The organism is Streptomyces sp. MCA2, assembly GCF_023544705.1.
Lineage (GTDB): Bacteria > Actinomycetota > Actinomycetes > Streptomycetales > Streptomycetaceae > Streptomyces > Streptomyces decoyicus.
Map to the genome: position 1 here is coordinate 33,951 of NZ_JAMJFM010000056.1, position 14,019 is coordinate 47,969.

At 70.3% G+C, this 14,019-nt stretch carries 12 protein-coding genes; all 12 read left to right on the top strand.

What is annotated here, in order from left to right; genetic code table 11:
- The first annotated feature begins 217 nt into the window (after positions 1-217).
- Complete coding sequence (locus M8I34_RS33830; protein WP_250056210.1) at positions 218-1,621, top strand: class II 3-deoxy-7-phosphoheptulonate synthase; 1,404 nt, start codon at positions 218-220, stop codon at positions 1,619-1,621.
- A 99-nt stretch (positions 1,622-1,720) separates the two neighbouring features.
- Positions 1,721-3,970: a non-ribosomal peptide synthetase gene (locus tag M8I34_RS33835; protein ID WP_250056211.1), complete on the top strand. Its 2,250-nt coding sequence runs from the start codon at positions 1,721-1,723 to the stop codon at positions 3,968-3,970.
- A 55-nt stretch (positions 3,971-4,025) separates the two neighbouring features.
- Positions 4,026-5,030, top strand: coding sequence for a TauD/TfdA family dioxygenase (locus M8I34_RS33840; RefSeq protein WP_250056213.1), 1,005 nt, complete (start codon positions 4,026-4,028; stop codon positions 5,028-5,030).
- 22 nt (positions 5,031-5,052) lie between these two features.
- Complete coding sequence (gene sbnB / locus M8I34_RS33845; protein ID WP_250056215.1) at positions 5,053-6,090, top strand: 2,3-diaminopropionate biosynthesis protein SbnB; 1,038 nt, start codon at positions 5,053-5,055, stop codon at positions 6,088-6,090.
- 41 nt (positions 6,091-6,131) lie between these two features.
- Positions 6,132-7,121, top strand: coding sequence for a 2,3-diaminopropionate biosynthesis protein SbnA (gene sbnA / locus M8I34_RS33850; RefSeq protein ID WP_250056217.1), 990 nt, complete (start codon positions 6,132-6,134; stop codon positions 7,119-7,121).
- 64 nt (positions 7,122-7,185) lie between these two features.
- Complete coding sequence (locus tag M8I34_RS33855; RefSeq protein WP_250056219.1) at positions 7,186-7,401, top strand: MbtH family protein; 216 nt, start codon at positions 7,186-7,188, stop codon at positions 7,399-7,401.
- Positions 7,398-8,378, top strand: a complete 981-nt coding sequence (locus M8I34_RS33860; protein WP_250056221.1) for a TauD/TfdA family dioxygenase — start codon at positions 7,398-7,400, stop codon at positions 8,376-8,378. Before M8I34_RS33855 ends, M8I34_RS33860 begins: the two co-directional genes overlap by 4 nt.
- A gap of 369 nt (positions 8,379-8,747) precedes the next feature.
- On the top strand, positions 8,748-8,921 hold the full coding sequence (locus M8I34_RS33865; protein WP_244418312.1) for a hypothetical protein: 174 nt from the start codon (positions 8,748-8,750) through the stop codon (positions 8,919-8,921).
- 480 nt (positions 8,922-9,401) lie between these two features.
- Complete coding sequence (locus tag M8I34_RS33870) at positions 9,402-11,501, top strand: BTAD domain-containing putative transcriptional regulator (protein WP_250056251.1); 2,100 nt, start codon at positions 9,402-9,404, stop codon at positions 11,499-11,501.
- A gap of 335 nt (positions 11,502-11,836) precedes the next feature.
- Positions 11,837-12,238: a hypothetical protein gene (locus tag M8I34_RS33875; protein WP_030992949.1), complete on the top strand. Its 402-nt coding sequence runs from the start codon at positions 11,837-11,839 to the stop codon at positions 12,236-12,238.
- 102 nt (positions 12,239-12,340) lie between these two features.
- Complete coding sequence (locus M8I34_RS33880) at positions 12,341-12,811, top strand: hypothetical protein (RefSeq protein ID WP_250056223.1); 471 nt, start codon at positions 12,341-12,343, stop codon at positions 12,809-12,811.
- Entirely contained in the window at positions 12,795-14,000 is a 1,206-nt protein-coding gene (locus M8I34_RS33885; protein WP_250056225.1) for a DUF6545 domain-containing protein, read from the top strand. Before M8I34_RS33880 ends, M8I34_RS33885 begins: the two co-directional genes overlap by 17 nt.
- The last annotated feature ends 19 nt before the right edge of the window (positions 14,001-14,019 follow it).

Consider the following 14,019-nt stretch of genomic DNA (forward strand, 5'->3'; position numbering starts at 1 on the left):
CCGGATCGCATTCCGGCCGCGGCGCGACATCGGCAAGAAAAACACCGGGGAGCCGACGGCGACCAGACCAATTGGAGAACCGCCGAGCAGACCATTCCGCCGGACCTTGACCGCATTCCGCGCGGACGGTTGGAATTCTCTGCGCGGACCCTGCGCCCCGGGTGCCGGGTCCGCGGCATCCCTCTCTCCGCGAAAGGCCGCGATGCATCTCCCCTTGATGACGGAATCCCGCCGCGCCGATACCGGGAATTCCCGGCCGGCCGCCCAGCAGCCCGCCTGGCCCGATCCGGAACTGCTGGGCGAGGTCACGGCCGAGCTCTCCCGGCTGCCCGAACTCGTCTTCGCCGAGGAGTGCGACCGGCTGCGGGAGCGGATGGCCGCGGTGGCCCGTGGCGAGGCCTTCGTGCTCCAGGGCGGTGACTGTGCCGAGACGTTCGCCGGTGTCACCGCCCACGCGATCAACGGCAAGCTGCGGACCCTGCTCCAGATGGCCGTGGTGCTGACCTACGGCGCGTCCGTACCCGTGGTCAAGATCGGCCGGTTGGCCGGCCAGTACGCCAAGCCGCGCTCGCAGCCGACCGAGACCCGCGACGGGGTCACCCTGCCCGCCTACCGCGGTGACGCGGTCAACGGTCTGGGCTTCACGCCGGCCGAACGCCGCCCCGATCCGCGGCGGCTGCTGCGCATGTACGAGTCCTCCGCGGCGACCCTCAACCTCGTGCGCGCCTTCTCCACCGGCGGCTATGCCGGACTGCACCACGCACGGGACTGGAACCGGGCCTTCGTCACCGACTCACCCGCCGGCCGCCGCTACGAGGAACTGGCCGACGACATCGACCGCTCGCTGCGCTTCATGGAAGCCTGCGGCGTCACCTCCCAGCAGCTGCACGCCGTCGAGTTCTTCGTCAGCCACGAGGGCCTGCTGCTCGACTACGAAGAGGCGCTGACCCGCACCGACCCGCGGACCGGGCACGTCTACGCCGGCAGCGGCCACATGCTGTGGATCGGCGAGCGGACCCGCGACCTGGACGGTGCGCACGTCGCCCACTTCGCCCGCGTCCGCAACCCCCTCGCCGTGAAACTCGGCCCCGGCGCCACCGCCGACGAGGCCCTCGGCTACGCGGCCGGGCTCAACCCCCGTAACGAGCCGGGCCGGTTGACCTTCGTGGTCAGGATGGGAGCCGAGCGGGTCCGCGACCGGCTGCCCGAGCTGGTCGAGAAGGTCAGGGCGGCCGGCGCGGTGGTCGCCTGGGTCTGCGACCCGATGCACGGCAATACCTTCGTGGCGCCCAGCGGCCACAAGACCCGCCGCTTCGGCGACATCATGGACGAGGTCCAGGGCTTCTTCCAGGTGCACCGTGCGCTGGGCACGCATGCGGGCGGGCTCCATGTCGAACTCACCGGGGACGATGTCACCGAGTGCGTCGGCGGCGACGACGTCCTGGTGGAGGACCTCCACCGACGGTACGAGACCGCCTGTGACCCGCGCCTGAACCACCGGCAGTCGCTCGAACTCGCCTTCCGTGCCGCGGAGATGCTCCTTGATCCACTCGGTGTGCCGGGTGGTGCTCCCAGTGCTGGTGAGACGCCAGGTATTGGTGTGAGCAAAGGGGCTCGATAATCCATCGATAAAGAGACGTCCTAGCTTCCATTCCACCAAGCATGAGATCGGCCGCCGATTTCATGATCCGACGGACATCCGGTGTGGGGTGCAACGCTCGTGGTGGGCAGCGCAGGAAGTCAGGGCGACGGCAAACCGATGGCCGGGTATCTCCCGGTCGTGCCCGCGGACGTCGCCGACGCCGTCGAGCGGGTGGCCGAGGAGTGCGGGGCCGACGCCGGGTCCGTCCTGCTCGCGGCTCAGTTCATCGTGGCGGGGGTGGTCGCCGGCTTCCACGAGTCGTCGGCCGGCGAGGGCACCTGGCGTCAGGTGATCGGCCGGGTGGCCACCGACCCGGGCCGGGCCGAGGCCCTCCGGGCGTGGCAGGGCGTCGGCGCCCAGGACCAGGTGAGCGCCGAGCGGGTCGCCGGCTATGTGCTCACGGCGCTGCGCGCGCTGACCCGGGACCCGGACGATGCGCACCACGCGCGCAGCCTGCAGTCGCCGGCCGAACTCGCCCTCCAGCTGGAGGACTTCTCCGGGCCCGTCCGCCCCCTCCCGGACCGCCGGTTCCACGAGCTGTTCGAGGAGCGGGTACGCCGTCACCCCGACGCGGTCGCCGCCGTCCTGGGGGACCGCCGGTGGAGCTACCGGGAACTGAACCGCCACGCCAACAAGGTCGCCTGGTCGCTGCACCGCAGGGGGCTGCACGGCGAGGACGTGGTCGCCGTGGTCACCGAGCGCAGCCTGGAGTGGCTGGCCGCCGTGATCGGCGTGTTCAAGGCGGGCGGCTGCTACCTGCCGCTCGAACCGCACTTCCCCGCCGACCGGATCGCCACCGTCCTGACCCGCAGCGGGAGCCGGTGGGTCCTCGCCGAGCGCGGTGTGCCCCACCTGACCCAGGCGCTGGCCGGCCGGGACGGCATCGAACTGTCCTACCTCGACGACCTGCTGACGCAGGACGGGCCGGAGGACGACCTCGGTCTTGCGGTGGCCGCCGACCAGCTCGCCTACATCTACTTCACCTCCGGCTCCACCGGCGAGCCGAAGGGGGCGATGTGCGAGCACAACGGCTTCCTCAACCACCTCCTGGCCAAGATCGAGGATCTCGGCATCGGCGAGGGCGAGGTGGTGGCGCAGACCGCCCCCCAGTGCTTCGACATCTCCCTGTGGCAGCTGGTCTCCGCGCTGCTGGTCGGCGGCACCACCCGCATCATCGGGCAGGAAGTCGTCCTGGACGTCCGCCGGTTCCTCGACACCCTGGCCGACGGGGCCGTCCAGGTGGTCCAGCTGGTCCCCTCCTATCTGGAAGTGGTGCTGTCCGCCCTGGAGGAGCGGCCCCGGGAACTGCCCAGCCTGCGCTGTGTCTCCGTCACCGGTGAAGCCCTCAAGAAGGAACTCGTCCAGCGCTGGTTCACCGCCTTCCCCGGCGTGCTGCTGGCCAACGCGTACGGGCTCACCGAGACCTCGGACGACACCAACCACGAGGTGATGGACCGGGTCCCCGGCCACCGCTCGGTGCCGCTCGGCAAGCCGATCCGCAATGTGCGGGTGTACGTCGTCGACGAGCGGCTCTCGCCGGTACCGCTGGGCGTCCCCGGCGAGATCGTCTTCTCCGGGGTCTGTGTCGGCCGCGGCTACATCAACGACGAAGCACGCACCAAGGCGGCCTTCGGGCAGGATCCGCACCGGCCGGGGGAGCGGCTGTACCGCTCCGGCGACTTCGGGCGGTGGCTGCCCGGCGGCACGCTGGAGTTCCTCGGCCGCCGGGACTCACAGGTGAAGATCAGCGGGTTCCGGATCGAGATCGGCGAGATCGAGAACCGGCTGCTCCAGGTGCCGGGCGTCCGCGACGGAGCGGTGGTGACCGCCGGAACCGCCGAACGCCCCTATCTGGTCGGCTACTACACCGGCGCCGCGGACGTGCGCCCCGAGGTCGTGCGCGAGGCGCTGGCCGGGGTGCTGCCCGGATACATGGTGCCGCAGCATCTGCACCACGGCACCGAGCTGCCCCTCACCGCCAACGGGAAGATCGACAAGAAGGCGCTGGCCCGGATGGCGGCCGAGGCGGAACAGACCGCGGGCAGCAGCGGGTTCCGGGCTCCGGAGAGCGCTGCCGAACGGCGGGTCGCCGCGCTGTGGGCCGGCCTCCTCAAGGTGCCGCTGGAGCGCATCGGCCGCGGATCGCGGTTCGCCGACCTCGGCGGCACCTCGCTGACGGCGATCCGGCTGGCCATCGCCCTGGACCGGGTGGTGTCGGTCAAGGAACTCGCCCACACGCCGACCGTCGCCGACGTGGCCGCGCTGCTGGAGCGGAAGGCGGCCGAGCAGTCGGACCAGGAGCCGCACGGCACCGGCAGCGCCGGCTGAACACACCACCGTCCGCGCCCGCCCCGCGAGGAAACCACCGAGAGAGACAGAGAAGATGAGTTCCCCCACCGTGCACGCCTCACCCGTCACGGCCGCCGACGGCGGCCCGGCCCCGCACCCCGCCGGTCTGCCGGTCCTCCGGGCGACGCCCGGAGACGGCACCGCGGCAGGCTGGGCGCAGGACCACCGAAGCGCCGTCCACGACCTGGTCGCCGAGCACGGCGCCGTGCTGCTGCGCGGCCTGGGCGTCGGCTCGCCCGACGAGGTGGCGGCGATCGCGACCGCTCTCGGCGTGGCACGAATGACCGAGCGGGAGCGGTTCGCCCCGCGGTACGCCCATGCCGACGGCGTCTACTCGTCCTCCGAATGGCCCGCGGACGAGCCGATGTGCATGCATCACGAGCTGAGTTACGCCACCGAGGTGCCCGGCCTGCTGCTCTTCGGCTGCCTGACGGCTCCGGCCGAGGGCGGCCGCACCGCGGTCGCCGACTCGCAGCAGGTCCTCCAGGCGCTGCCCGCCGACCTGGTGGCCCCCTTCGCCCGCGACGGCTGGCTGCTCACCCGCATGTACCACGACATCGGCGTCTCCTGGACGGAGGCGTTCGGCACCGAGGACCGCGCCGAGGTCGACGCGTACTGCGCGCGGGCGGGCCTGGAGCACGAGTGGCTGCCGGACGGCCGGCTGCGCACCCGGCAGCACCGCTCCGCCGTGGTCGACCACCCGCGCACCGGCCTCCCGGTCTGGTTCAACCAGGTGGCCTTCCTGAACGAGCGGACCCTCGACCCGATGATCCGTGACTACCTCGTCGACGTGTACGGCCCCGAGGGCCTGCCCTTCAACACCGCGTACGGCGACGGCACGCCCCTCACCGGGGAGACCGTCGAGACGATCAACGCGGCCTACCGCGACGCCACCGTGGGCGAGCCGTGGCAGGACGGAGACGTCCTGCTGGTCGACAACCTGCGGATGGCACACAGCCGCGAGCCGTACCAGGGCGCCCGCGACATCGTGGTGATTTTCGGCAACCCGGTCCGGCTCGCCGGGCACGTCCGTCCCTGACCTCTCGAACTGTGGAGTCCTGATGTCCCGTTCCGCCCCGGCGCCCTCGTTCGCCGTGATCTCCGGCGGCCAGGTGCACCGTGCCCTCGAAGGCCGGCACCGTGAGGTCGTCGACCTGATCGAAGCCGCCTACCGCACCCATGGCGCGGGTGACACCGTCAACCCGCCCTCCTACTTCCTGCGCTTCCCGGACCGCCCCACCTCCCGCATCATCGCCCTGCCGGCGTCGATCGGCGGCGAGGTGCGGGTGGACGGGATGAAGTGGATCTCCAGCTTCCCCGAGAACGTGGCCGCCGGCATCCCCCGGGCCTCCGCCGTCCTCATCCTCAACGACCATGACACCGGCTATCCGCTGGCGTGCCTGGAGAGCTCCATCATCAGCGCCACCCGCACCGCGGCCTCCGCGGCGCTGGCCGCCGACCGGCTCACCGCTCATCGGGAGCGCCCGCGGCGGATCGGCTTCTTCGGCGTCGGGCTCATCGCCCGCTATGTGCACCAGTACCTCGCGGGCACCGACTGGTCCTTCGACGAGCTGGGCGTGTTCGACCTGTCCGCCGAGTACGCCGGCGGGTTCGCCACGTATCTCAAGGACGCGACGGACGGCGCCGGGCGGGTCACCGTGCACGAGAGCGCCGAGGACCTGGTCCGCAACAGCGATCTGCTGGTCTTCGCGACGACCGCCGGCACCCCGCACGTCACCGACCCCGACTGGTTCTCGCACCACCCGGTCGTGCTCCATGTGTCACTGCGCGACGTGTCCGTCGACGTGGTGCTCTCGGCGACCAACGTCGTCGATGACGTGGAGCACTGCCTGAAGGCGGACACCTCGCTCCACCTGGCCGAACAGCGCGTCGGCAACCGGGACTTCGTCGACGGGACCCTCGACGACGTGCTCACCGGACGCCTCACCCCGGCCGCCGACCGCCCGGTGATCTTCTCTCCGTTCGGGCTCGGGGTGCTCGACCTGGCCGTCGGCAAGCACGTCTACGACACCGTGAACGCCGCCGGGGAACTGCCGGTCGTCGAGGACTTCTTCCATGAGATGCGTCGATACGGCTGAGCGGTCCGCATCCTCCAACAGCGCGTCATGCGGGAGGTACTGTGCCGATTATCTCGGCTCCGCAAGAGTTCAATGAGGACGATCTCTACGTAGATCTGCGGTCCTCCATCGGGGTGCCCCTCTACCTCAAGTGCGAAGGATTCAACTTCGCCGGTTCCGTCAAACTGAAGGCCGCCCTGGAAATGGTCGAGGCGGCCGAGCGGTCGGGCCTGCTCACCAGTGGCTCGATCCTCGTGGAATCCTCCTCGGGCAACCTCGGGGTCGCGCTCAGCACGATCGCGGCGAGCAAGGGCTACCGGTTCGTGTGCGTCACGGACAGCCGCTGCAATCTGGCCACCAAGCAGATGATGGAAGCGCTCGGCGCCGAGGTGCACACCCTCAACGAGCCGGACCCCGAGGGCGGGTTCCTCGGCGCACGGCTCGCGCACGTCCAGCGGCTCTGTGCGAGCGACAAGCGGTACGTCTGGCTCAACCAGTACCTCAACGCCAACAACTGGCGGGCACACCACCGGCTGACCGCTCCGCACATCGCGGCACGGTTCCCCGAGCTCGATGTGCTCTTCGTCGGAGCCGGTACCACCGGAACGCTGATGGGGTGCGCACGCTGGTTCCGCGAGCACCGCCCCGCGGTGCGGATCGTCGCGGTCGACAGCGTCGGCTCGGTCACCTTCGGCGGGCCGGCTCAGCCCCGGATGATCCCCGGCCTCGGGGCCGGGGTGCGCCCGCCGCTGCTGGACGAGTCCTTCGTGGACCACGTGGTCCAGGTCCGGGAGACCGACACCGTACGGGCCTGCCGCCGGCTGGTCGGCCGGGGATTCCTCTTCGGCGGCTCCACCGGGACGGTCGTCGCCGGCGCCTCGCAGTGGCTCGCCGAACACGCCCCCGACCACGGGGGGATCACCGCCGTGGCCATCTCCCCCGACCTGGGCGAGCGCTATCTGGACACGGTCTACCAGTCCAACTGGGTCCGTCACATGTACGGACCCGAGGCGATCGACGTGGACGAGTCCGCGATCGCCGAACCGGCGTGACACTCCGTCGGCTCCTCCCTCCTCCGCGCCGCAGCGGAACCGGTACAGCAGAAAGAGACAGGCGATGACCAATCCATTCGAGAACCCCGAAGGCCGCTACCTGGTCCTGGTCAACGACGAGGACCAGTACTCCCTGTGGCCGGCCTTCGCCCAGGTGCCGGCCGGCTGGCGGGTGGCCAACGAGGAGGCGGGGCACGAGGAGAGCCTCGCCTACATCTCCGAAAACTGGACCGACATGCGTCCGCGCAGTGTCGTCGAGGCGATGGGCTCGACGGCATGACGGTGACGGTGGAGACCGGCGCACAGCCGGTGACCCTGACGGTGGACACCGGCGAGGCGCTGCTGACGGAGCGGGTGGCCGCGGAACTGGCCGCACCGGGCGGCATGGTGGACGACCCCGCCTGGCTGGCCCGGGCCCGCAGGGCCTGGTCCGAGCTGCCGGCCGGACTGACCGGCGGGCTGCGGGAGTTCCGCAAGGACTCCGGACGCACGGGCACGATGCTGATCCACGGTCTGCCGGTCGGCGGGGCGATGCTGCCGCCGACCCCCAACAGGCCCGGTTCGGTGCAGCGCGAGGCCGGTGTGTCCGCGGCGGTCCTGGCCATGGTCGCGAGCGGTCTGGGGGATCCCGCCGCCTACCGCCCGGAGAAGACCGGCGCGATCGTGCAGGACGTGGTCCCGGTGCCCGGCCAGGAGGACTACCAGAGCAACGCGGGGTCGGTGCTGCTCACGTTCCACACCGAGAACGCGTTCCACGCGCACCGTCCGGACTTCGTGATGCTGCTGTGTCTGCGCGCCGACCACGAGGGTGTGGCGGGCCTGCGCACGGCGTGCATCCGGGAGGTGCTGCCGCAGCTGTCCGAGGAGGCCCGGCAGGCGCTGTTCAGCGAGGAGTTCGTCACCGCGCCACCGCCCTCGTTCGGTATGGACGGCATGGGGGCCGAACCGCACGCGGTGCTCTACGGAGCCGCCGAGGACCCGGACATCTGCGTGGACCTGGCGGCCACCGAGCCGACGACCCAGCGGGCCAAGGAGGCCATGGCCGAACTCCAGGAGCTGTTCGACCGGACCGCGCAGACCGTCCGGCTGGTCCCCGGCGACCTGGCGATCGTCGACAACCGCGTGACCGTACACGGCCGTACGTCCTTCCGCCCCCGGTATGACGGACAGGACCGCTGGCTTCAGCGCACCTTCGTCCTCACCGACCTGCGCCGCTCCCGAGGACACCGGGACGGTGACGGCCACGTGCTCGACTAGGGGGTGTCCTCCGGATCACCCCGGGCCCGTGGTCGCGCAGAGCGGCACGGCGGAAAGCGGTGTCGGAGGGTGCCTTCGCCCGCGCCGACCGGTTCACCCCCGAACCGGATCGCGTCGCGGGGAAGGTGCCCTCCCACTCTGCGTTGCGGGGAGGGGAAACAGACATCGCGGGGAGGGCGAAAATCGGCCGAGGTGCCGGCGGGCGGGGCGCCGGTCGAAGCGGGACTTCCCCTTCCGCATTGGCCGGATCGTGACGCCGAGATGGCGGCCGGTGAACCGGTCCTTTAAATGTCCACTCAACTGTCCATCAAACTTGACGGAGAACAGCCGTTCCCATAGCGTTAACCACGTCATCGCGACCCGGGGGGTATGGGGGGAACCTATTTTGCCACCGGGGTTCGCAACGGTGCGAACGTGCTGCACTTCCGTGATCGTTCCGCTGTGCGGAACGAAAGCAATCGCGTGAACGGTGCTGAAGGAAGCTGCGGCGCGATCCATGCTGAATTTGAGTGGGCGATGAAGACCAAGAATGCGTTCCCGTGAGGTGAGCCGCGGTCTGGTGGGCGGTCGGGCCTGACGGCCAACGGGTCCACGGGGGTCCGGTGGCGGGGGTGTACCGCGGGACGAGGGACGGGCCGGGATCCGGCGAAGGACGCGTTGACCAGCTAAGACGTTCCTGTCCCTGTGCCTCGCCGTCGTCACGCGGGAGCGCTCGGCGTGGCGGTCGCCGGCATACGGCGGGGTGGGCCTGCCAGTTGATGTTCGTCCGGCCGTGACAGGCCCCATCGGATCCGTCTGTCACGGGCCCGCGGCGAACCGTGTAGCACATTGCCGTGGATGCCGGAGGGAACCGGCGGACCCGGTCGGGGGTTGGGGACTGCCTTTCAAGCCGTCCGCTCGTCACATCGTCAGGGCATACCTGCCCGGCCCGGTGACTCCCCATTCATTGTTAGGCACGGTCTTTCAGTGCGGGGGGAATTAGTGGGGGACCAGCTCAGATTTCATATCCTGGGTTCTTTGGAAGTGACCAAGGAGAACCAGAGGATAGCCATTGGCGGTGCCCGGCAGCGCACCATTCTCGCGCTGCTGCTGCTCAATCCGGGGCGCATTGTGTCGGTCGACACCCTGGTGGAAACGGTGTGGAACGGCAGGCCGCCCGCCACGGCGCGTACGCAGGTGGCGATCTGCATCGCCGCACTCCGGAAGAGGTTCAAAGCCGAAGGGTGTGACAACGAAGTCATCGTCACGGCGCACCCCGGCTATCTGCTCGCCCTCGAAAACCACTACGTGGACTCTGTCGAGTTCGAACGCCTCACGCTGCGGGCGCAGGAAGCGGCGAAGGAGCAACGGACCTCCGACGCGGCGGCCTTGCACGAAGAGGCACTGGCGCTCTGGCGCGGCCCCGCACTGGCGGGAGTGGCCGGAACGCTGGTGGAGGACGAGATGGAGCGCCTGGAGGAGCTCCGGCTCGCCGGCTACGACGGTTATGTCGCCGCGCAGCTGGAACTCGGCCACCACGGCGACCTGATACCCGGGCTGGTCTCGGTGGTCCGTGACCATCCGCTGCGGGAACGCTCCCGCTATGCCCTGATGCTCGCCCAGTACCGCGTCGGGCGCCGCGCGGAGGCGATGGAGACCTTCCGGGAGGGGCGGGCGCAGTTCATCGAGGGGCTCGGCCTCGAACCCGGCCCCGCACTGCGCGAGCTGCATGACGCCATCCTGCGGGACGACCCCTCGCTGATGGCCTCGGCCGTCGTCGTCCCGAAGAAGGCGCCGGAGACTCCGCGGACCGCTCCGCTGGAACTGCCCGCCGACATCCCGGCGTTCGTCGGCAGGGACACCCCGCTGGCCAGCCTCAACACCCTGGTCGACGGCCATACCGAGGGCCGGCGGCTCACCATGGGCTTAATCACGGGTGGCGCGGGCGTCGGCAAGACGGGCCTGGCCGTCCACTGGGCCCACCAGGTCGCCGACGAGTTCCCGGGCGGGCTCCTCTTCGCCGACATGTGGGGTTACGACGAGACCCACGATCCCGCCGATCCCGCCGTCGTACTCGGCTGGTTCCTGCGTTCCCTCGGTGTTCCGGAGGCGGAGATCCCCGCCGAGACGCATGAGCGCGCGGCGCTGTACCGCAGCGTGCTCGCCGACCGCCGGGTGCTGATCGTGCTGGACAACGTCCGCTCCTTCGACCAGGTGCGGGCCCTGATCCCGGGCAGCTCGCGCAGCTGTGTGCTCCTCACCAGCCGCAGCCTGCTGGAGCAGCTGGTGGTCCGGCACGGCGCGGTCAGCATCCACCTGGACGTGCTGCGCCGGCGGGAGGCGACCGACCTGCTGGCGCAGTTCATCGGCGAGGAGCGGGTGGACGCCGCCAGGGCGGATGCCGAACGGCTCGTCGAGCTGTGCGACCGGCTGCCGCTGACGGTGCGGATCGCCGCGGCCCGGCTGGCCGCCAAGCCGCAGTGGCCGATCGGCTATCTGGCCTCCCGGCTGGACAACGAACAGCTCCGGCTGGACGAGCTCAGCTCGGGGGAGTCGCAGGTCCGGTCGAGCTTCGCGCTGAGCTACCACGCGCTGCCGCACGACGTCGCCCTGCTGTACCGCAGGCTCGGCCTGCTGGATGCGCCGGACTTCGCCGGCTGGGTCGGTGCGGCCCTGCTGGCCACCGACACCCACAAGGCCGAGGGGCTGATGGAGAGCCTGGTCGACGCGCACCTCCTCCAGACGGTGGGCTTTGATTCCACGGGGCAGCCGCGCTACGGATTCCGCAACCTCCTGCGGCTCCACGCGAGGGAGCTGGCCAAGGAGGAGGGGAGTGCGCTGGAGCAACGGGAGGCCCTCCACCGTGCGTTCCGCGGCTGGCTCTCGGTGGCCGAGCAGGCACGCCGGCGGGAGTTCGGCTCCGGCCACGGCGAGCAGATGCTCTTCGGCGCCTCGATGCCCACCGGGCCGATGGGCACCGCCGAACTCGACACGCTCACGGCGTCGCCGTCCGGTTGGTTCGAGGCCGAGCGGCTCGCCCTGATCTCGGTGATCGACCAGGCCGCCCGGTGCGGCATGGACGACCTCAGCCGGGAGCTGACCGAGCTGGTGGTCCGCCCGGCGGTCGCCTGCCAGCACAGCTGAGACGTTCCGGCCCACGCGCCCGTCCGCAACCGGCATCGAGCCGGGGACGGCGCGTGGGCCGGCGTCGTGACCAGGGGCTGCGCTCCCCTGGAGGCCGTCGGCTGCCGCCCGTGACATCTCCGCGGCCGCCGCGCACATCTGTCCCCGGTGTCCCCGGTTCGGTCGCTCAACTGCCGCAAGACCCCTCCGGCTTACGCTGCTGCCCCTGCCCGCCCGGCCGGGGGAGGCATCAAGATCCTTCCTGATTTTTCCAGAAGTATCGGGCTATTCCTCTCTCTTTATCTGGCATGTACACTCGGCTTGACATGCAGAGGCTTGACGGGAGGTCGCCGAGCATGAACACGGCGTCGGATGACGCTCCCGGGGTCTGGCTTGCCAGTGCGGTCTGGGGCCTTTTGGAAGACAAGTACGGACAGGGGAATGTCCCCTCCGTCAGGAAGCTCACTCAGCTTATTCGTGAAGCGAATGACAGTGCCACGATCTCGCACAGTCACGTTCACAACATCCTCAAGGGTGAGGCACCCAACATCACGGACAAGACGCGGGAGATGCTCGCGCGCTTCTTCGGGCTGCCACCCGCCCGTTTCGTTCCCCCCGCGGCGCACTCCTGCGCGGGCGGGCAACGCCGGTGGGAGGCCCTGGCCTTTCGTTTCTCCTCCTTGCAGCCGGACGAGCTGGCGGCGATCGAGAAGGCCCTCCAGATGGTCAAGGAGGAAAGAGGCGGCGGAGTCGGGTAGCCGGCGGGGCCGTACGGTCACACCATCCATGGGGGAGCGATGAGCCGGCGGTGCCCACGGTCGAGCGGAAGGAGCGATTCCATAGCCAGGAAGCATGTGCGAGTGATCGCCAGGAAGCTCGTCCTGCGACTTCCGGATCTTCCCCAGCCGTGGGACGTCGAGGAGTTGTGCCGCGCGCTGGAACGGTCCCGGGGGCGTTCCCTGACGCTGCATCCGGTGGACATACCCGCTATGCCGTCCGGCTTTTGGTACGACGACGGGGAAAGCGACCACATCTTTTACGGCTCGTCGGTCTCCGGATATTACCGGGACCACATCATCCTGCACGAGATCTGCCATATGCTCGCCGGCCACGGCGTGGCACCTCGTGATCTCGCGGCCGCGCATTCCGCCGGCCCCTTCGTCCGCGGGCCGGGCCGGATCCTGAAGTGCCACAACACCGAAGAGGAAATTGCGGAGACATTCTCCGCCATGGTGCTGAAGCGCGCAGGCGGCATGCGGCACAAGAAAGTCAGCGCCGTGGAGAGCCGGGCACAGGAGCTGTTGGGGGCCCCTTGTGCTCGACGCGCCTGACCTCGTCGAGAAGGCGCGCGGGGTACTGCTCCTCGTCGTGTGGTCCGTACTGATCCTGCGCATTCCGGCACTGAGGCATCCGCGGCGGCGCCCTGTCTGGTACGTGCTGGTCGCGTTGGCGCTGGGGTCGCTGGTCATCCAGGCCCCGGTGGGCCGGTGGATCGACGCGACGACCGGCATCGCCAAGGCCGGTGAACTCGCCGTCGCTCTGGTGGCGCTGACCGACTTCGCGGCCGTCTGGTGGTTCGCGATACGGCTGCACACGGCGGGGTGCTCCGCGCCCGCCTGGCTGCGCCGCGCTCCGTGGGTGAGCGGCGCCACGATGGCCGCTCTCGCGCTGTTCTTCTTCGCCGTGACGCCCGCCGCCGAGCGCTTCGGGGAGCAGGCCCGCGGAGGGTGGACCGGCTACATGATCGCCTGGATCGCCTACGGCCTGCTGACCGCGGTGGGAGCAGGGGCCCTGTTCTGGAAGCACGGCCTCACCATGCGCAGCCCCGTCCTGCGCGTGAGCGTGCTGGCGCTCGCCCTCGGCACCAGTGCGGAAGTGCCGTATCTGGTGGTCCGTACGATCAGGTGGATCACTCCCGACAGCGCGCCGGAGCTTGCCCTGACCGGATTCTGGTGCTCGTTCGCGCGCTTCGTCCTGGTGGCGCTGGGCTGCTCGCTCGCCGCCCTGGAGCCGCCGATGAAGGCGCTCCTGCACTGGCACCGCAGACAACGGCTGCGCGCACTGTGGCTGCTGCTCCGTCAGGCGACCCCGGAACTCATGGTGGTGCCACCGCCCTCGCGCGGTGCGGACCTCCTCGACCTCACGCATGCCTGGGAGCGGCTCCACCAGCGGGTCATCGACATCCGTGACAGCATCACGTATCTGCACGACGGCTGGGCGTCGCCGTGGCTCCTGGAGGAGGCGTGGCGGTGTGCGGCCGGCGCCGGTGCCCCTGAGAGCCGGCGGCTGACCGCCACCGCATGCTGGATCGAGGCGACGCGGCGGGAGGCGGTGGCGGGTGTGCCCAAGCGTCATCTCGGCGCCGACAAGGGCCTGTTGCCCCAGGTGCTGGCCGACGACTCCACCATGTGCCGCGAGATCGGCCCTCTCCTCCGGCTCCACAGAGCTCTCCGGTCGCGGCACGTCCGTGACTTCGCCGATGACGTCCGGCCGCACACCTCGCTGACCGCCGGCCGGTAGCCGGTCGCGAACCGACCGG